The organism is Mucilaginibacter mali, from assembly GCF_013283875.1.
Lineage (GTDB): Bacteria > Bacteroidota > Bacteroidia > Sphingobacteriales > Sphingobacteriaceae > Mucilaginibacter > Mucilaginibacter mali.
Genome location: NZ_CP054139.1, coordinates 3,000,478 through 3,020,798, shown reverse-complemented (window position 1 = coordinate 3,020,798; position 20,321 = coordinate 3,000,478). Strand labels below are relative to the sequence as shown.

The following is a 20,321-nucleotide window of genomic DNA, read 5'->3' as shown; positions in this document are numbered from 1 at the left end:
ACTATAAATGATGTGCAACTGCACCTGCCGTACTCTGTTGAACAGGGGCGTTGCTGACAGGATCGTTGTTGGTTTTAAAATATATCCGCTCGGTTTGCGTAACTGCTATATTGGTATTCTTCTTTTTTACCGCTTGCCAGCTATTATTGACAAATTCCTGTAGCTCGCCTTTAATTTCAAACTTGTAGCTGGTGTTGCTTTTTAGCGGGGTTACATTCAATCCACCGGTACCTGTTCCGGTCAGTTTATATAATTTGGCGCCGATATCGTCATACCCGGCATCGGTAAGGGCGATAGGACTTGCAGTTGCAGGTGCCGTTTGCTGCTGGCCCTGGTTTACACCACCAACACCTAATATTGCTTTTTGCGCTGTGGCCTTTACCAAAGTTGTTGTGCCGGATGTTGTGAGTGAATCCTGCTTCAACGTCGCGGTATACCAGGCCCTGAATTTTCGCACTTTGATCTGTCCCGTAGACTGTTGTTCCTGCACATCAAAAGGCTGGTTGGCCATATAGTTTAGTTCGACGGCAAGCTTTGGTTTTCTTGAAACCCCGGTCGATCCATTGGTCAACAGAAAATCTTTTATCAGGCTGTAGTTTAACGAATCGCTTACGTTTTGCTGGGTGTAAGGATTGTCCAACGCAGGGTCTGATACCACCTGGCTCCCGGCGCATGGCGTGCCTTTCTGAAAGCTTTTGTGGAACCCTACCGAGTAGCCGCCTATGGAAAAGTCGCCATCCAGGCTGCCGGCCAAATAAGTAGGGTTAGGGAACTCGGCAATAGCATAGGCCGAACCATCCACATGCCCTAAAATTCCTGATTGTGCACCCAAGAGCGGCAGATCATAGGCATACCCTAAAGTTGCCCCGGCATAAACCGCCACGCTGGCCCTGGCGCGCCAACCCTTGCCCAAACCAGTGCAACCATTATATTGCATAAACGACGCGTCGATCTCGGCACCGGCATCTATACTGTAATTCACAGTAAGGTACCGGTGATGCTTCCCGACGCCTTCCCAGTCGGCCACGTTCCAGCTATCGCCGTTATAGTAATTTACGCCTATGCCGAAGGCAAACCCTTTAGCCGACTGATATTTTCCATCAGATGTGGCATTGTCGGCAAAGTTGGGCAGTGTATGGCCTATCCGGGCAAATCCGTCGCGGGTTTCCTGCATAAAGCCCTGCGGCTTTTCAATATCGTTGCCAAACATGAGGTAGGAGTTGATGGCTACGCCCGATATTTTTATCTTATTAGGCAGGGTAGGTGTGCCGCTCATGAAAAACCACTTATTGTTAAGCCCGTCTATATGCAGTTTGGTTTGAATACCCGGAGCATCGGTAGAGATCGGATCTTTATTGATCAGCAGCTGGGAGTTCATGTCAAACACCTTATTCGGGAAATTATAAGAGACGCTGATAGCCCCGTTAGCAAATGCCTGCGATTCGTTCCCGATAGCGGCCCCGCAGTTAAACAACCCATCGAACTGGATAAAATTGATGCCCCCGCTGGTATTGAATTGCGCGCCCAATGCCACGCTTCCGTTCAGTGTTTCTTCCTTTGGTGTGGTGGCTATAATGGCCTTGGCCTTAAAGCCCATGCTCACACTGGCATCAGGGGTAAATACCGCGCCGCCAAATGTGCTGCCTGCTGCCTGTGTTGGGTTAAACACTGCCGGCGGCGTCATATTCATGCGGCTATAAACACCTGCTCCAAACCCACGAAAAGCAACCCCTGTAAGAAAAGGGATCCCCGGCGGGGGCAGATTAACCTGCGCTTCTACCATCCAGTATTTAAAGCCTGGCCCGCTATTGTTGGGGATGTATTTGGTGTTGCCAAATATGGCTCCCGCTTGTATGCCCAGGTTAAGGCAGGTGAATTTGGCGGTGAGGTCGCCTTTAAAGCCGTTGCCATAAGTTGGATGGTGTTTGTAAAACTCAACATCACCTTTAATAGATACAGCGGGGGTTTGGGTCTCAATATGGATAGTTTCAACCTGCACACCCAGGTATTGAGGTTTCAATTGGGTAAGGAAACCCTTGTCGGCTTTGAATGCGCTGGTAGCTGAGTTTACGCTATTAACATTGCCCGAGGCCAACTGAGATTGGGCGCTTAACAGGCTAAGGTTAGGTGTTGAAGCAGCCTGCGCCTGCCCTGAAGAAGCGGGTGGGGTAAACTTTGATGATAAGATACCAGCACTAAGCAGGATCTTGGTATCGCCGCTGATCTTGATATTGGAGTTTTCGCTGCCTATATTGATCTTCGCTTTTATTTCAACTCCGCCTTTAAACAGGTATTGCCCATCGGGGGTAGCGCTGGCAGAAAGATCGGTTATGGTGTACGAATCTAACTTTGCCTTTACATCCTCAATAGTGAACGGGAAACCGGAAAGTTTCTTCTGAGGACTGGCAAACGACCATTGCCCGGGTGTGAATGTGAATGTTTGGGGGCTATTGATATAAGTTATCCCCAGGTGTTGGAATGCGCATGACAGGTCGAGATCCATAGGCAAGATACTCCCCGGGTCGATGATCTGCCCGGCCGGATAATATAACGAGCCGTTCAGGTCTACGTTCAGCGCGATGTTCCGGCCGGTTGAAGCCGATTTGGTGAGTACAAGGCTGAGCGATGATGAGGGATCGATCTTGATCTTGCCATCGCCCAGGAAACGTGTAGTAACATCCTGCGCGGGATGCAAGGCGAAAGTAAACGATGAAGTGCCATCGGCAGCCGGGGCCCCGGATGGTAAAAACAAGGCACTATAATTAATGCCGCTTGTAGCATCATTTGTTGAACTGAGCGGAAGCGTGATCTTGCCTGTAAGCGATGCTTCGGTCAACGCGCTGTTGGCCATAGCTATCTTCACCGTATCGATGCTGCCGCCCATATTGCCAATATTGGCATAAGGATAATTCAGTACGTTGGCGGCGTAAACCTTCCCGCTCAGGCCGTAACGGTCTATGATCAGGTTTTCGGCAACTATCTGGATGTTTTTAGTGGTATCGGCATAGCTTCTTAAAACATCGGGCAAAGTAAATTTCAGATCCTTCATGTAAAAGCCCGAAAAGAAGGTATTGGTATCGCCGGCATAACCTGCAGGAAAAACCATTCCGGTTGCATTCGCTATATCCGAATGATCGTACGTTATGGTGGCGGCCTCTATCCCCAAACCGTTACAATGCGGTATAATACAAGCCGGAAGGCTTCCCTGGATAATATAGTCGCCCCAGCGGGCAAAGGAACTCTGGAAGTTCATATCCACATTGGTCTTTGTTTTATCAACCGGGATAAGCCACTGTTTAGGGAGTTGAATGTTCAAGTCGAGTTTGTAGTTCCAAAATTCATTATTGGCCGAACTGAATTCGATGCCATTGCCTATATGGCCCACCCCCGGCACATTGGCTGTCATTTTCAAACTTTCTGTCCCGGTATTGGCATAGGTGAAAACCAATGGCTCAACCAGCATAATGGAACCATTTATGCCCTTCAGGCCCGATTGCTTAAACCTGATCCCGCGGCCTTGTAAGGCTATCGCATCTGTACCGTTGAAGGCGTTGCCGGCATCCTTAAATATGCCCTGTGTATTAAGGGACGCTATTACTTCAAGCTCGGCCCGGTCTGGTTTAAATACCATTTCGGTAAAGCCGATGGCTGTAGTGGTATCACCGCCTTTGAAATATCCAAAAGGCATATTCACGGGTGTGGCAGATGGGGGAGTGGCCACATCATCAGCTGCCTGAATAAGCGCTTTTATATTATGGGTGGCCTTGTATTTTATGGCAGCCATCACCGTTTTTACTTTATCGCTTATCCAATCGCCCGGCTTATTTAAAAAATTCTTCCCCCATTGGGTGGGGTATTCCTGGTCGGCATCGGTATTGGTGTAAACAGCTCCGGAGCATAGCCGGTTATCGCCATTTATACTGATATTTTTAAACTTAACACTGAGCAAACCCAGCCATTTAACCTTAACGGAACCATTACCGCTTAACGAACTGTTAGTACCCGTAGGCGCCGATGTGAGTTTCATTACAAAACCATCAGACAAAAGGATCTCATCGCCAATAGCAAAAGCCTTGGTAGACACCGTTGAGCAATTAACACTATCGGTAGTGGCCGAACCATTATCAGCCGGCGCCCCGAAAGTGGCGGGCGAACTGGTACCGCTATTACTGCCCACCGGCTGCCCATCGCCGTCAATGGCCTGCACAGTCCATACAAAATTGCAGGTATAAGGCGGCTGGCACGGGCCCGATACCAGGTTAGTGATGATGGTTTGTGTAGTGGCGATCACATCTTTGGTAACCAATGGGGTATTCAGGTTTTTTGCCTGGCTGGCTGTTTGGCCAAGCAGAAGCTGCCATATTTTTATACGATAAGTAACCGGGCCGGTAAAGGCGGGTGTTACCGGTGTCCATTTAAGGGTGATGGGTTGAGTTAACGCGGATGATGTTAGTATCGCGTTATTCACAGGGTTTAAGGTTTGCGGCGGCTGGTAATTTTGACCGGCAATGGTAAAAGCTTTGGTTTTTTCGGCACTGGCTGGCATCAATTTATTTTGGCCGGTATTGTAATAGAAGAATTGTACGCTTATTTCGTACGAACCAGGCTGTAATGTGCAATCCTGGCCAAGGAAGGATGTAGCATTCGCGCCGCTCCATGTTTTTACAATGGTATTAAAACCAGCCGAAGGTGCATTGCTGCTGGTATACTGGCCGCAAACTTTACTCCCTCCCTTTTTAATGCTAACCAGCATGGTGCTCTGCAATACCTGTTCATTGATATGCCCGTTTGAAACCTGGGTTGATGCGGTTATGGTTAAAAGCGAATTTGAACTGCCCCAGTTAGCGGTGTTTGCATTGGGGTTGGCCGGCAGCGAAATATTAACATTGGTAATCAGGTTGGCTTGCGCGGATACTTCAGTGGCTGCCCCAAAAAAAGCTAAGGCAAGCAAAAGGACACCCTGCATCACTTTTAAAGGTGCAGCAAGCGCTAATTTGGCTCGGTTCATCGCTCAAAGGTTAAATTGTTGATGTAATTTACCAATGCGGGCAGGCCGGCACAATGTGCTTTGTGTAACAGGTATACATGGTTGTTTATGAGCGGCTTATGGGTGAGTTATCGGTATCTTAGGCACGCTGAGCGGCAAGCCAGGCGTCGTAAAGATCGGGCGGAATAGTGAGTACGGTCCGGTTGCCGGGGTTCTTTTCATCATCCGATAGCGGCGACATTTTGATAGTGATAGGGCCGGTACCGAAATTGCTTAACGCCGCTATCCTTTTTTTAATGAGCTCGGTTCCGCGGCTTTTATGCTCGCTGTTAGTGTGGAGCGCCATGCTATTTCTTATCCCGATGCCATTGTCCATCACGGTTACCAGTAGATAGCCGTTTTCAATTCTTACATCGATTTCCAACTCGCCTTTGATAGCGGAGGGCATAATGCCGTGCAGCAAGGCGTTTTCCAGCAAGGGCTGAAGGATCATGGTGGGGATCATCCAATCTTCGGTATCAATATGATCGGGTACGCTGAGTTTGTAAGCAAAGCGGTCGCTAAAGCGCATTTGCTCAAGCCCCAGGTAAATTCGGATATTTTCCAGTTCCTGTTCAAGCGGGATAAAGGATTGCTGTGCCGCCTCGAAGTTCTTACGTATCAGCGAGGCGAAATCGCTGAGGTAGCGGTTAGTGTTCTGGCGGTCTTGCAGGTTGATATAATGCTGGATACTGTTTAAGGCATTAAACATAAAATGCGGGTTCATGAGCGAGGTAAACGCCTGTTGCTCCAGCGCCGCGGTCTGCACGCCTGCTATCTGTTTGGCCAGGCGATCTTCTTTCTTTTTCCTGTGCCGCTGATTAATAAAATAAATAAGGATGACCTGCACAACAATAGCGCTGATGATCCAGAACCACGCGGATTTCCAAAATGGGGTAGCGATATCAAATCGTAATTTAAGTATGTTGCTGCCTACGGTTCCGTTTATATCAACTGCCCTTACCTGTACAATATGGTCTCCGCTTTCCAATTGCAGCGCCAGGGTATTATCCGGTAAATTAAGCCAGGTAGCATTTTTATCAATAGTATATTGAAAATTCTTGAAATGCCCGCCCAACTCAACACCGGCAAATTGTAGCTGCAGGTTGTTTTGCCAATATTTTAACTTGTAATAGGATTGCTGAAGCGTATCGCGCTGATTAACACTGACGCCTGTTAACTGTACAGGAATACTGAATTTACGGACGGAAATATCTGCCGGGATAATGGATATACCATTGGAGGTAGCAGCGTAAACCGTATCGCGGTTCCATACCAGTTCATTTATAATGTTATCAGTAAGGCCGTCGGTACGGGTTAAATTTAAGATCTTATAGCCCAGTCGGTTATTTTTTAAGGTATAGTTGATGCGGCTGATGCCATTGCTTGTACCCAACCATACCTCACCGGGGCGGCCTGTTGTGATACAGCGTGTGGCATTATTGATCATACCATCTGTCTCAGCTATGCGAAGCAGTAACTCATCGTTCTTTAAAACGGCTATCCCCTGGCTTGAGGTAGCCACCCAAACCAAATTATCGGGGCTTATGCAAATGCTGGCAATACGCTCTTTAAGTAATGCCGACTTGTTTTTGAGTTCGGTTGTGATCCTGGTGGTGTAATTATATTTATATAAACCATCTGTTGATCCTATATAAGCTGCACCATCACTACTACTCGCCATCGCGGTAACCCTTTTTGTAAAAGCCCGTAACAAAGTGGCGGCTTTTGTATTGGTATTGAATTTTTGTAAACCAACAGCTGTGCCCACAAGCAAAATGCTGTCGTTATAAACAATGGCAGTTTTGCCAAATATCCTGGTTTTTGTTAACAGATTGAGCAGAGGGTGATCATAGTTAACATACATTCCCGATTCGGAAAAGGTATAAACATCGTTCTTTAAAACCAGTATCTTTTTTTGCCGGGCTATAATATTGTTTTTTGCCGGTACCTGGTGGATAATAACGGTGCTGCCCTTCGCTTCTAAAATAGTCCCGTAAAAGCCACCGGCCAATATGGCGCCATCGGGTTTGCCGGCTATACTCAGGAAGTTGCTGCTGTTTAAGTTTTGGGGGATTTGCACCGCGTTAAAACGGTTATTCTCATAGTATAGCAGGCCTTTATCAATAGTCCCTACCCACATATTGCCCTTTCGGTCTTTATAAACACTATTGGGTAGATAATTGCCGGAAATATCAAAACGATGCTGCAAGGTTTTCTTATCGTATAATAAGATCTTCCCCGAAAAACCGATCAGATAAAAACTATTAGAAGTAAAACCAACGCTGCTAAATAATTCGGGTGATTTTATCGAATCCAGTTTAAAGCCGAACGGCTTGCTGGTGAAATTACTGCATTTATATATCCATCCCCTGGCCCGGTTAAACATGTACAGATTATGATCGTTATTTTCGTAAGTAAAAATATCACCTAAAACTGCTTTCGTTATTGCCGCGCTATCGGTATAAGTATGCCCGATGGTGCGGTATAGTTTAAAGATACGACTGTTTTTTTTGTCAATGTATGCACCACCCAGTTTAACGACCGATCCATCTGCGTTTTTAATGACAAAGTAGGTGTCAGATTTAGGGCCTTCGCCATAAATGGTGATCTTTCCATCCTTTATGATATAGGATTTATCGTTCGCGAACATAACGCCTCCATCTTTCAAAGCTGTACAATACATCACATTATTTCTTTCAGGAATGAGCCGTAATATAGGGTCGGTTGTTGAATTAATGAAGCGATTGTTTGCTTCATCAAAATAAGCCGGGGTTTGTTTAAAGCAATTTGCCCAGATCCGGCCATTCTTTTCCTTTACTACATCAATTACTTCGTTATCGGGCAGGCCGTCATGCGTGGTGAAAACTGTAAAGCGCTTGCCATCAAAGCGGGCCAGGCCGGCATCGGTAGCAATCCACAAAAAGCCCTTATCGTCTTCAACACAGCGGTAAACATTGTTACTTGGCAAACCATCGGCCATGGTAAATGCCCTGTACCTTGATGGCTGCGATTTGCACAACAATGGCAGGATGAACAGTATAAACAGGGCGTATCGCATATCAATTATAACGGGCCGGAAAAAGATCAGTTATTTGTTAAACATTAAGCTGGCTTTCTTCATCTTTTCCAGGAAAGAATCTAATAACCTCCGGCTTATGCTCCACTGATTACCGTCGATCATTTTTACTACCCCGCCATCTGCCGTGCTGTATTCTTTAATATGATCAAGATTAACCGTGTATGATTTATGGATCCGCGTGAAATGCTGATGGTCAAGCAGCTCGTCAAAATCCTTCAGTGTTTTGCTGATTACCATCTTTTGCATATTACTGAGATGGATAATTGTATAATTACTATCGGCCTGTAGTGATACAATATCGCATGTATTAACAAAGGTTACGCCCCCCAAATGTGGCAGCGCTATGCGCTGCTGTGCATCCGGGTTGTTTACATACCGCAGCAGTTGCTTTATAAGTTGATGTTGCTGCCCGTTTAAAACCGGAACCCCTGTAGCCTCCTTTACTTTTTCAACCGCGTGGCGCAGTTCATCAATGTTTACCGGTTTTAGCAGGTAGTCTATCGCGCTGGCTTTTATGGCCTTAAGGGCGTAAGTATCATAGGCTGTAACAAAAACGATCTTTATTGACTGTAATTGACCGGGCGCAAGCGTATTTAAAAGATCAAATCCTGTTTCACCGGGCATTTGTATATCCAGAAATATTACATCAGCATCGTTACCGGCCAGCCATTGCCGGGCCTCATCCGCACTGCGCGCTTTATTGGCCACAGCTATGCCTGCGCAATCGTGCGTCAGCATAAATTCCAGGTTATCCAGGTTATTAGGTTCGTCGTCTACTAATAAGGCCCTAAGCATTATGCAGGTATAATTGGTTAATGCTAATAAATTTAAGTAATTATTTTTAAAGGGAAAGCCCAATGTGTATAAGCCGCATGTAAGTGAGTAAAGCCCCGGTATTTTTTAGTAAGCGGTAGAATGCAAAAGCGCCGTTCTGTTGCTATTATTAGAATAACATGTCGGCAAGAGTTTCGGCTAAAAGCCTTTTGATCCCTGGTTCAGGCCCAGGTGAGTGCGAATGGTTGAAAAGCAATTTAGATCGATCTGTTACATTACCTTTTTTTGACCAAATTCACCTCTCTGCGAAAACGGTTTCGTAATTAAATATTAACCAGCTATAACCAAAAAGTACTATTGTTAATACATTCGTGCAGCAATTATAGATTTAACAATACTGTTATAACAATGGCCGTGGGCATCACTATCTATAAAAAATTGAGGTGTAAAATATTATTGGCTGTTAGTTATGCAGGCATGGTTTTAGTTGGTACTGTACACGCCCAGGATGTGGTGCATTATGTGCAGCCACTGGCGGGTACCGCGCCGTCTACTACAAGGGCCGCGTTGAAACATGGTGCCGGCACCGAATTGAATGCTAATACCATCCCGGCGGTGGGCTTGCCTTTTGCCATGACCCAATGGACGGCCGAGACCCGCCAAACCGAAAATAAATGCGCGCCGCCTTATGTATACGCCGACACAAAACTGACCGGCTTCCGTGCTACGCATTGGTTAAGCGGGTCCTGCACGCAGGATTATGGCAGCCTCACCATTATGCCCATCACCGGTAAATTAAAGACCATCGCTGCCCAATATCGCGCTACCTTTTCGCATAAAGATGAAGTGACCACCCCCAATTATTACCGGGTGCACTTGCCGGACTACAGCCTGACCACCGAAATAACCGCCACCCGGCGCAGTGGTATGCTGCAATTCACCGCGCAAAAGGCCGATAGCCTGTACCTCCTTATCACCCCCAATAGCGACAGGGGCGAAGGTTTTGTTAAGGTAGATGCCAAAAAAGGTTTGATATGGGGTTACAATCCGGCCCACCGTATTTACCAGGGCTGGGGCAATCCTGCCGGTTTTAACGGTTACTTTGTGATCAAGACAGACAGGTCGTTCAGCACCCATGGTGTTTACAAAGGTGCCGATGTGATACACGCCGATAGCTTGCACAGCGCCAAGGATATGGGTGCATACATTGGTTTCAAACTCAATAAGGGCGAACAGGTGCGCATTGCCGTAGGCACATCGTTCAGTAGTTTGGCTGGGGCGCTGCGTAATTTAAATGCCGAGATGCAGGGCTGGGATTTCAACGGCCTGGTAGCAAAGAACAAGGCCGTTTGGCAAAAGGCGCTATCGCAAGTAAGCATACAGACCGGCAACGAACAGTATAAACGAATCTTCTACACCTCGATGTACCACAGCATGCAGCACCCGCGGCTGTTTAACGATGTGGATGGCATCTACCCGCAATTTGCCGGTAATTACCAGTTGCAGCACCTGAAAGGCGGCGAATATTACGATGATTTTTCGATGTGGGATATTTACCGGGCGCAGTTGCCGCTGTTCGAGATATTGAAGCCATCGCTTATCAATAGCTGTGTTAACTCCATGATACTAAAAGGGCAGCAGGGTGGCTGGCTACCCATATTCCCTTGCTGGAACAGTTATACGGCTGCCATGATCGGCGATCACGTTTCGGCCTTTATCGCCTCGGCTTATACCAAAGGCATCCGTAATTACAATGTGAATGAGGCTTACCGCCTGATGCGCCAAAACGCTTTTGAAACGCCATCGACGGCCGTGTATAAAGATGGTAAGGGCCGCCGCGCATTAACATCATACCTGCAATATGGTTATATCCCGATGGAAGATTCGGTGCAGGATGCTTTCCATAAAAAAGAGCAGGTGAGCCGTACGCTGGAGTATGCCTATGATGATTATGCCGTAGCGCAAGTAGCCCGTGGCTTAAATAAGACCGCCGATTATAAAACCCTTACCGCCCGCAGCTTTAATTACCGAAATGTGTTCGATCCGGCAGTAAATATGGTGAGGGGCAGGCATACCGATAAAAGCTGGTACCAGCCATTTAAAGGCAATCATAAAGAACCTTACATAACCGAGGGCACACCGCAGCAGTATACGTTCTACGTTCCGCAGGATGTGCAGGGGCTGGCCAACCTGATGGGCGGCAACGATAAGCTGGAAGCGTCGCTTGATAAATTGTTTGATGGCGGCGAGTACTGGCACGGTAACGAACCCGGGCACCAGATACCTTTTATGTACAACTTCACCGCATCGCCATGGAAAACGCAGGCGCGGGTGAAACAGATATTGGAAGATGAATACAGCGATGGCCCCGGCGGCCTGAGCGGTAATGATGACGCGGGGCAAATGTCGGCCTGGTATGTGTTCGGCGCGCTGGGTTTTTACCCGTTGGACCCGGTGTGTGGCCAGTATCTGTTAAGTACACCTTTGTTCGATAGTTACCGCATAGGTTTAACTTATGGTAAGAACTTTAGCGTGATTACACACCGCGCATCGGCAGGCGCGCTTTATATCGCATCGGTAAAGTATAACCACAAGCCATATAGCAAAAACTATATCACCCACAGCATGATCACCAATGGCGGCCTGCTGGAAATATGGCTGACCGACAAGCCTGGCAACTGGGGCACAGGTGCCCAACAACAACAACCTGCATCACTAAGCAAATAATTATGTTACAGCAGCTATTTAAACGCTATATACTTTTAACGCTGTTCATCAGCACCATTGCGTCGGCGCAAAGCAGGCCGGCGGCATCGCGCGACTTTTACATCACATCGTACGGTGCCATTGCCGGTTTGAAAAAGGACAATGCCGCGGCCATACAAAAGGCCATAGATGCCTGCAATAAGGCCGGTGGCGGTCGCGTGATCGTACCGGCCGGGAAAGCGTTTATGAGTGGGCCGTTCGACCTTAAATCGAACATTGAATTTGTGGTGGAGGGGAACGCCCGCGTATTGGCCAACCCCAATGAAGACGTGTACAAAAAAAGCGCTTTCCGCAGCAACAGGGGCGAGGGTACGATATGGATAGGCGGCGAGAATTTGCAGAACGTAACCATTAGCGGTACTGGCACACTGGATGGTAATGGCATATCTTTTATGGGTGCCGAACTGGAAGACTCGTACGTGCTGAAGCCTTTCAACATCACCGACCCGCGGCCGCACCTGCTTACCATAGTGGGCGGCAAAAATATCCGTATCCGTGACCTGCAGATCCGTAACTCGGCTTATTGGACGGTGCATTTAGTAGGCTGCAACGATGTAGCTATAGATAACATCACCCTGCTGAACAGCCTGAAAGTGCGCAACAGCGATGGCATTGACCTTGATCATAGCAAGAACGTACGCATCAGCAATTGCTATATCGAATCGGGCGATGACTGTATTTGCCTGAAGAACCGCCGGGAGTACGAGGAATTTGGCCCCTGCGAGAATATCACCGTAAGCAACTGCACCATGACCTCGCGCTCCTGCTCGATCAAGATCGGATCGGAGAATATGGACCGCATTAGTCACGTAGTGGTGAACAATTGCGTGATCCGGGCCAGTAACCGCGGCATAGGCATACAGAACAGGGACGAGGGCACGGTGAGCGATGTAATATTCTCGAACATCGTGGTCGACGCGCACCTGTTCTCGGATGTATGGTGGGGTAAGGCCGAGCCGGTCTATGTGACCGCGTTCAGGCGGGCTAACGGTAATAATAAGGATGCCAACTGGCGCTTCCCCAAGGGTAAGACCGAGGGCAGCGTAGGTACGGTAAGCCGCATTTATTTCAGCAATATTAAAGGCGTAAGCGAGAACGGCATTTACGTAGGCGCCGAATCGGCCGATAAGGTTACCGATATCACTTTCGACCAGGTAGACCTGCATATCAATAAAACTACGGGCATAACTGGTGGCATCTACGATCGCCGCCCGGCCAGGGTTGATGGCTTGCTGGCTGGCAGCACATCGGGCTTTTATTTAGATAATGCTACCAATATCACTATCCGTAACAGTTCGGTAAAATGGGGCGCTAATAGGCCGGAGTATTATAAACATGTGTTGGAAAGCCATGGCGTCGTAGGCTTGAAAACTGAAGGCTTAGCGGGCGAACCAGCTTTCCCGGGAAAGCTACCGGCGATTAAGGAGTATAAGTAAGTATAGTTTTTGAGGGCGACCACCTGCTTAAAAAAAGGTTAACACAATGTAACATAATTTGGCTAAAAATTAATGTTAAATTATTGACTATCAGTAGTTTAATTAAAAATTCAAACAAAAACATGTTAACCTTTTTATTTGGTGTTTTTTAGGGTAGTAAACCCCCTCCTTACATCCTATTTGTGGGCTACCGTATGGACACGTCTTTTAATGCCCCTACGGGCAATGTCATTAAGCTAAGCTTTTAGTGTGCCTGTGAGGACACAGGCACCGGGTAAAATTCCCCGTGGTCTGTGTCCCCCACCATAGCCGTTAACTTAAGTTCTTAAAGACCTCATAGACAATTTCAAAAGCTGCCTTTTTTCCTTTTTTCGGTTCGATCAACAGACTTTTTATAATTGGAAAAAGGAACCTTTCCCACCAATCTTTTAATGGTAATTCACCGGCAACCACACTTCTGATGACTTGGCTATTAAGGCGGGTATGTTTAAAGAATTTCCAAATGGAAAGGGCGTAGGCCGGCTGGTTTTTCCGAATGACGGAATCGACAAAGCGGAATATCTTCCAGTTGATAAATATCCAGATAAATTTGGCGACCAGTTGACACTCCAGCCTTTCAGTCCTGGCAGCCCTTACCTTATGGATGGCAAGCAGCGATTTCCAGGTCTTGAACACGAGTTCGATCTGCCATCTTAAACGATATAGTTGAATGACTTCCGCGGCTTTAAGGGTGGTTATCGGCGTATTTGTAATAAATATGCTGAACCGGCAACGAGACTTATATTCATCGGAAAGAGCGACCTTCTGGCTTTTGGCTCTTTGTTGAGCTATCCGTATCCGTTCGGCCCATACCTGTTCCGGTACGGGAACAGCGATCAGGCGGCAGTTGAAGCCATCCTCCCCGGTTCCGATAGTAACCATTGTTTCGAACTGCAATTTCCCGCTGCGATTCATTTTTTGGTGGAGCGCCGCCCAATCGACAGGCTTGCCCGAACCATGCTGCAGGGGTTTCCATTGCGGATGTAAGCGATTGAGGAAAAAGGCTTGTTCACTCACCACTTTTCTGAGGTATGATGGAGTAACAAAGCCCAGGTCGCAGATATGCAACTCCCCCCTGCCAATACGGTGCAGTGTTTTTTTGGAATGACTTTGGTCATTTTCGGTAGCCCTGGTCAATTCCAGGTTTTCCCAATCCCCGTTTTTGATATCAAAAGCATATTGGATATTCATAATGGATGATACATTGCCGAAGTTTGTAAAACCGGGATAGTCATCCTTGCATTGTGCCGGCAGAGAAAACTTGCAGGAGTCGGCGATCACTACCCGTGAAAACGGCTGCCAGTCGTCCGTCCCTTTGATATTCAGCCTGGATGAGAGTTGTTCGGCCAGCACAAGCTTGAGGAAGTTCAGGCTCTTTGAATTGAACCGCTTATGTAATGCGACTTTGCTAAGAGCGGTTTGGTGCTGCCGGGCCAGGTCGTTGCAGCAGTCCTGCAAACTGAGTTGCCCATGATCAAGACCACTGAACATCAATGTATCGATAAACTCGTCGGGTTTAAGCTTGGACCTCCGTTGCAGAAATCCGCTTTGCCGCGCAAACACATCAAGTTTGTCGCGATCAAGCGTATTAGTAATACTGTCCTGTAAGGGCGTGATAATGCCATCAACAAATGCGTCGCGGCTGAAGATAAAAGGAGCTTTTCCCGAAGAAAATGACACCTTTTTTCAAAAAAAAGTTATCTTTATGTAAGAAAAGGGCGGTAATTGCCTCGAAAACAAACCGCCCTTTTTAATAAAAAATAATCAAACAAATATGGGAAAATCTAATAGGTTTCGCCCACCGGCGGAGCCATCTCACGCCACTATCTCAAAAAAAATCTTTCTGAAAATCCTTAAGTTAACGGCTATGGTGTCCCCCACAGACCACTTTAAACGATGCTTTTGAAATGAAGATCTCTTAACTTAATGACATTGTCCTGTGGGAGGGAAGCGCACGGTCCCCAGCTTTTTATCGGCCTGCTTTACCCCACCGATGAACCCCGCGCCATCAGGATTGATGGTATCACCATGCTTTCTTCTTTCATAATTAACTCGTTATTCCTAAGCGATTTTAGCAGCACTGTAGCAGCTGCCTTGCCCATTTCAAAAGCAGGCTGCGTAATGGTAGTAAGCGATGGCGTAAGGATATTTACCGATGCCTGGTTAGAAAAGCATACCACTTTTAACTGTTTAGGAATATTGATCCCCAACTGCTGCGATACGAGGTAAATATCGGTGGTCAGTTTTTCAACTGTGGCCACTATGCCATCGGGCGGGTTACCACTAAACATGATCTCTTTAATAAAATTGTAGCTGTCGCCCGGTTCTTCGGGGCAATAAAGAATATCGCCGTCTTCGGCGTTTAGCCCATTATCGGCAAGGGCTGCTTTAAAACCTTTTATCCGTTCGCAAATAATAGAGAGGTTATTATTGGGGATAGACAGAATAGCTATTTTACGGCAACCGGCTTCAATTAAATGCTGGGTGGCATTGTAACCGCATTGGTAATCGTCGGTAGTTATTTTAGCTGTATCTATCTCTTCGCAAACCCGGTCGAAGAACACCACCGGCAATTGGCGGTTAAACTCCTGTATATGGTCGTAAATATTCGTTTCGGCCGTAACCGACATAATGGCGCCATCTACACGGCCTCCGGCCAATGCTTTTAAAATGGCCTGTTCACGTTCCAGCTTTTCATGGGTTAAATAAATAAGAGTATGATAACCTTTTGCCAGGGCTACTTCTTCAATGCCGTTCAGCGCGAGCGAGAAAAAGCTATCAGCAACTTCGGGCACTAACACGGCTATGGTTTTGCTTACGTTGCGGCGCAGGCTGCCGGCGTAGGCGTTGGGTACGTAGTTCAGTTCACGGGCAAGGTTTAATACGCGCTGTTTGGTAGCATCGCTTATTTCATGGCTGTCTCCCAGTGCTTTAGAGATGGTAGCAGTAGATAAGTTTAACTTTTCGGCTAATAATTTTATAGTGATGCCACTCATAAAAAACAGTTTCTATAATTAATCAGGGCAGTAAAATAATCCATCTTACTTAATCGTTTAAGTAAATTTTTATCAGGGCATCAATAAAACATAGGTACCCTTTTGTCTAATTTAGATACGTAAACCAATTGTTGCGTACAATCCACTATACTTTACCGTAAGTCAAATATATATAAACAAGTCAATTTCTGTCATTAAAAATTATTGTCATATGGACATTTACAAAAACAACCAACCGGACGAAAATTTTGCGCCACTTGCCAGCCTGGAAGATTGGGATAATGACGTATTAAAACGTTATCCCGATCCTTCAACTATCAATGAGGATAAAAAAGAAGCGGATTTTAGGGATTACGATGGAACCGAAAAGGATGGTGTAAAAGAGTTTTACCGCATTAACCATAAATATCAGACTTACGATTACGTAATGCAGAAAAAACAGGAGTATTTAAGCTTCGATAAAAAGGAGATGCCCATTTGGGACGCTTTTGATTTTTTAAACCAGTTGGTGGATGATTCTGACCCGGATACCGATCTTGACCAGATGCAGCACCTGTTGCAAACATCGGAAGCGATACGTAACGATGGCCACCCCGATTGGATGGTACTGGTTGGCTTGATACACGATATGGGTAAAGTACTATGCCTTTTCGGCCAGCCACAATGGGCCGTAGTTGGCGATACCTTTCCGGTAGGATGCGCTTTTTCTGATAAGATAGTCTATCCCGAGTTTTTTGAGGATAATCCGGATCGTTACGATCCCGTTTACAGTACCGAAATGGGCGTTTACAAACGCAATTGCGGTTTAGATAATGTACACATGTCATGGGGGCACGACGAATATGTTTACCATATGATGAAAGATTACCTGCCCGAGCCCGGTTTGTACATGTTACGCTACCATTCATTTTACTCGCAGCACCGCGAAAACGCTTATAACCACCTGATGAGCGACCATGATCACGAGATGTTTAAATGGGTTAACCTTTTCAACCCGTACGATCTGTATTCTAAGAACCCCAACCAAAAAAGCTGGGCCGAACTGAAGCCTTATTACGAGGCGCTTGTGGCCAAATACCTGCCGCCGACACTTAAATTTTAACCATACCAAACAAACCACCCAAATAAATTAAACTCAATTATGAACCAAATTTTAACCAAACTATGAACTTAAATTTACAATTAAACCAGGGTACGCGGATCCGTCTGCTGCTCTTGTTCTTGCTATTCAGCCTGGTTACCGGCGCCTTCGCGCAAACCAATGTTACCGGTACGGTGGTTGATACCAAGGGCGTTACCATTCCCGGTGTTACAGTTACCGTAAAAGGAACTGCCAAAGCCGCGTCAACCAATATCGATGGTAAATTTTCTATCGCTGCCAAAGCTGGCGATGTACTTGTTTTTACCGGCGTAGGCTATACCACTAAAGATGTAACGGTAACATCGGCAAAAGAATATAAAATTACCATGGCAGAAGCCAACACCGCGCTGGGCGAGGTAGTGGTAGTAGGTTACGGCACCACCACGCGCGAAACCCTTTCAAGCGCTATCACCACCATTAAACCCGGCGATCTGAACAAAGGCGCTATATCTGATGTAGGCCAGGCCCTGCAGGGTAAAGTTGCCGGTTTAAACATCACCGCCAGCGGCGACCCGAACAAGCCTGCCGCGGTAATTATGCGCGGTGCATCAACGGTTAACAGTCCGGGCGCCCCGTTCTATGTGATAGATGGTATCCCCGGTGCGGATATAGCCGCTATCGCACCTGCCGATATCGCGTCTATCGACGTATTGAAGGATGCCGCCGCTACCGCTATTTACGGTAACAGGGCTGCCAGCGGTGTAATTATGGTAACCACCAAGCGTGGTAAAAAAGGTGCTTCGCAGGTAACGTACAGCGGCTACTTCGGTGCCGAAAAAGTGAGTAATACCCTGGATCTGATGAACGCCGATCAGTTACGTTCGTTTATCAGCGCCAACAGCGCCGCCTTTTCGCCCAACGATGATAAAGGTGCCAATACCGACTGGATGAAAGCCATTGAGCGCTCTACAGCCTATTCGCACAACCACAACATCTCGTTAAGCGGCGGTACCGACCACAGTACTTACAGCGCCAGCTTAAACTACTTTAAAAAACAAGGTATCCTAAGCGAAAGCTCGCTTGAGCGCGTGATAGGCCGTTTAAACTTAGAGCAATATGCCCTGAACGATAACCTGAAATTCAGCCTTAACGTTTCAAACTCATCAAGCAACTCTATTAACGAGCCATTACAAAACATTGTACTGTTGCAGGCCGCCAAGCACTCGCCGGTATCGCCGGTTTACAATGCCGATGGCAGCTATTTCGAGAACCTGAACAACACAGGGTACTTTAACCCGCTGGCCATAGTAGGCAATTCGCAGGACGAAACTAAGTACAACGTATTACTGGGTAGTTTTAACACGCAGGTAAAACTGCCATTTAACTTTACTTACAATGTAAACTTGTCGTACCAGCGTACCACATCAAACCATGGCGAGTATTATGGCAGCTATTTTAGCAAATACCCAACATCTAACTTTTATAACAACCCCGATCCGGGCATCGGTATAGCGCATACGCTTATCGGTTCGCTGTTTGGCTCTAACGGTTCGGCTTTACGTTATAACTTAGAGAATACTACTAAAACCTTAGAAACCTTCCTGGCCTGGAACAAAAAACTGGGCGACCACAGTTTCGAGGCCGTGTTAGGTTACTCGTACCAGGATAATACCATCGGCGATGGTTTCCAGGCATCGAGCACTAACTTCCCTACCGATTATACCGGTTTCTCAAACCTTACTTTGGGTAACCCTTATGCTATATCAAGCTATCGTATTAACCTGGGTAACGACCTTACCTACAGCAAATACCTCATGATATCAGACTTTGCAAGGTTAAACTATAACTACAAGGATAAATACCTGGTACAAGGCTCTATCCGCCGCGATGGCAGCTCTATCTTCGGTGCTAATAATCATTGGGGTTACTTCCCATCGGTTGGTTTGGCATGGCGCGTAACACAGGAAGATTTCATGAAGAACCAAGCCCTGTTCAGCGATCTGAAAGTGCGCGCCAGCTATGGTGAAACCGGTAACTCGGCAGGTATCGGTGCTTACACTGGTCAGCTATTTTATGTAGCAGCGGGTACTTACTATAACAATGGTGTGCAAACCGCCGCTTACGCACCTTACCAGGGTTCAAACCCCGATTTAAAATGGGAGAAAACCGCTACCAAAAACATCGGTGTAGATTTCTCTGTATTGAACAATAAACTTTCGGGTTCGATAGATGTATATGATAAAAACACTACAGGTATGCTGTTCAGGTACAGTGTATCGGCAGCGTTGGTTCCAGGCGGTTCTATCGTAGCTAATGGCGGTAGCATCAACAACAAGGGTATCGAACTTACGCTGAGTGCATCGCCGGTTAATGGTAAAAACTTCAACTGGTCCAGCAATGTAAGTTTGGCTTACAATAAAAACAAGATCACCAGCCTGAGAAGCCCTTATGCCAACGGCGACTCGGTACGTTACTCAGATCCTGAAGGCGCGGGCCAAACCAATGCTACCCTGCAGTTATTGAAAGTAGGCTATCCGCTGGGGCAGTTCTTTACGCTGAAATATGCCGGTAAAGATGCCAGCGGTAACTCGCAGTTCTACAAGCGCGATGGTTCTACCACTACCGCCCCGGGCATCGGTACCGATTATTTTTACCTGGGCAACGCGCAGCCAAGCGTAATTATGGGCTGGAACAACACTTTCAGGTATAAAAACTTCGATCTGAACGTATTCTTGCGCGGCACCTTTGGCAACAAGATATTTAACGCTACCCGTGCCGATCTGTCGAACACAGCAGGCGCAGCTACCAGCAATATCCTGAACAGTGCAGCGAACGATAAAATATCAGATACGCGTAACTCTTATTATTCAGACAGGTATATCGAGAATGGTTCGTACGTGCGTTTGGATAATGCTACACTGGGTTACAATTTTAAAAACCCTTTCAAAAATGTAAGCAATATCAGGATCTATACCTCGGGCAATAACCTGGCAACCATAACGGGTTATAAAGGTATCGACCCTGAAATTAACCAGGGCGGCGTAGCGCCGGGGATAGATTATAACAACTTCTATCCAAAAACACGCACCTTCCTGTTTGGTGTTAACGTATCATTTTAAAC

General features: G+C 46.7%; 9 protein-coding genes. 4 read left to right on the top strand and 5 right to left on the bottom strand.

Annotated elements, in window-relative coordinates:
* Position 1: 1 nt before the first annotated feature.
* From HQ865_RS12810 to HQ865_RS12800, 3 genes are all read right to left on the bottom strand, one after another.
* Positions 2 to 5,008 (bottom strand): hypothetical protein, encoded by a 5,007-nt coding sequence (locus HQ865_RS12810; RefSeq protein WP_173415273.1) that lies wholly within the window; start codon positions 5,006 to 5,008, stop codon positions 2 to 4.
* A 118-nt stretch (positions 5,009 to 5,126) separates the two neighbouring features.
* On the bottom strand, positions 5,127 to 8,087 hold the full coding sequence (locus HQ865_RS12805; protein WP_173415272.1) for a sensor histidine kinase: 2,961 nt from the start codon (positions 8,085 to 8,087) through the stop codon (positions 5,127 to 5,129).
* A gap of 30 nt (positions 8,088 to 8,117) precedes the next feature.
* On the bottom strand, positions 8,118 to 8,903 hold the full coding sequence (locus tag HQ865_RS12800) for a LytR/AlgR family response regulator transcription factor (protein ID WP_173415271.1): 786 nt from the start codon (positions 8,901 to 8,903) through the stop codon (positions 8,118 to 8,120).
* A 417-nt stretch (positions 8,904 to 9,320) separates the two neighbouring features.
* Here HQ865_RS12800 and HQ865_RS12795 point away from each other — a divergent pair, with 417 nt between their 5' ends.
* Positions 9,321 to 11,609: a GH92 family glycosyl hydrolase gene (locus HQ865_RS12795; RefSeq protein WP_237073799.1), complete on the top strand. Its 2,289-nt coding sequence runs from the start codon at positions 9,321 to 9,323 to the stop codon at positions 11,607 to 11,609.
* Between the two features lie 2 nt (positions 11,610 to 11,611).
* Entirely contained in the window at positions 11,612 to 13,084 is a 1,473-nt protein-coding gene (locus HQ865_RS12790; protein ID WP_173415270.1) for a glycoside hydrolase family 28 protein, read from the top strand.
* A 312-nt stretch (positions 13,085 to 13,396) separates the two neighbouring features.
* Here HQ865_RS12790 and HQ865_RS12785 read toward each other — a convergent pair whose 3' ends face one another.
* Complete coding sequence (locus HQ865_RS12785) at positions 13,397 to 14,803, bottom strand: IS4 family transposase (protein WP_173415269.1); 1,407 nt, start codon at positions 14,801 to 14,803, stop codon at positions 13,397 to 13,399.
* A 302-nt stretch (positions 14,804 to 15,105) separates the two neighbouring features.
* Positions 15,106 to 16,119 (bottom strand): LacI family DNA-binding transcriptional regulator, encoded by a 1,014-nt coding sequence (locus tag HQ865_RS12780; RefSeq protein ID WP_173415268.1) that lies wholly within the window; start codon positions 16,117 to 16,119, stop codon positions 15,106 to 15,108.
* A 211-nt stretch (positions 16,120 to 16,330) separates the two neighbouring features.
* Between HQ865_RS12780 and HQ865_RS12775 the strand changes: the two genes are divergently transcribed.
* Both HQ865_RS12775 and HQ865_RS12770 read left to right on the top strand, forming a co-directional pair.
* Entirely contained in the window at positions 16,331 to 17,221 is an 891-nt protein-coding gene (locus HQ865_RS12775; RefSeq protein WP_173415267.1) for an inositol oxygenase family protein, read from the top strand.
* A gap of 62 nt (positions 17,222 to 17,283) precedes the next feature.
* Complete coding sequence (locus HQ865_RS12770) at positions 17,284 to 20,319, top strand: SusC/RagA family TonB-linked outer membrane protein (RefSeq protein WP_173415266.1); 3,036 nt, start codon at positions 17,284 to 17,286, stop codon at positions 20,317 to 20,319.
* The last annotated feature ends 2 nt before the right edge of the window (positions 20,320 to 20,321 follow it).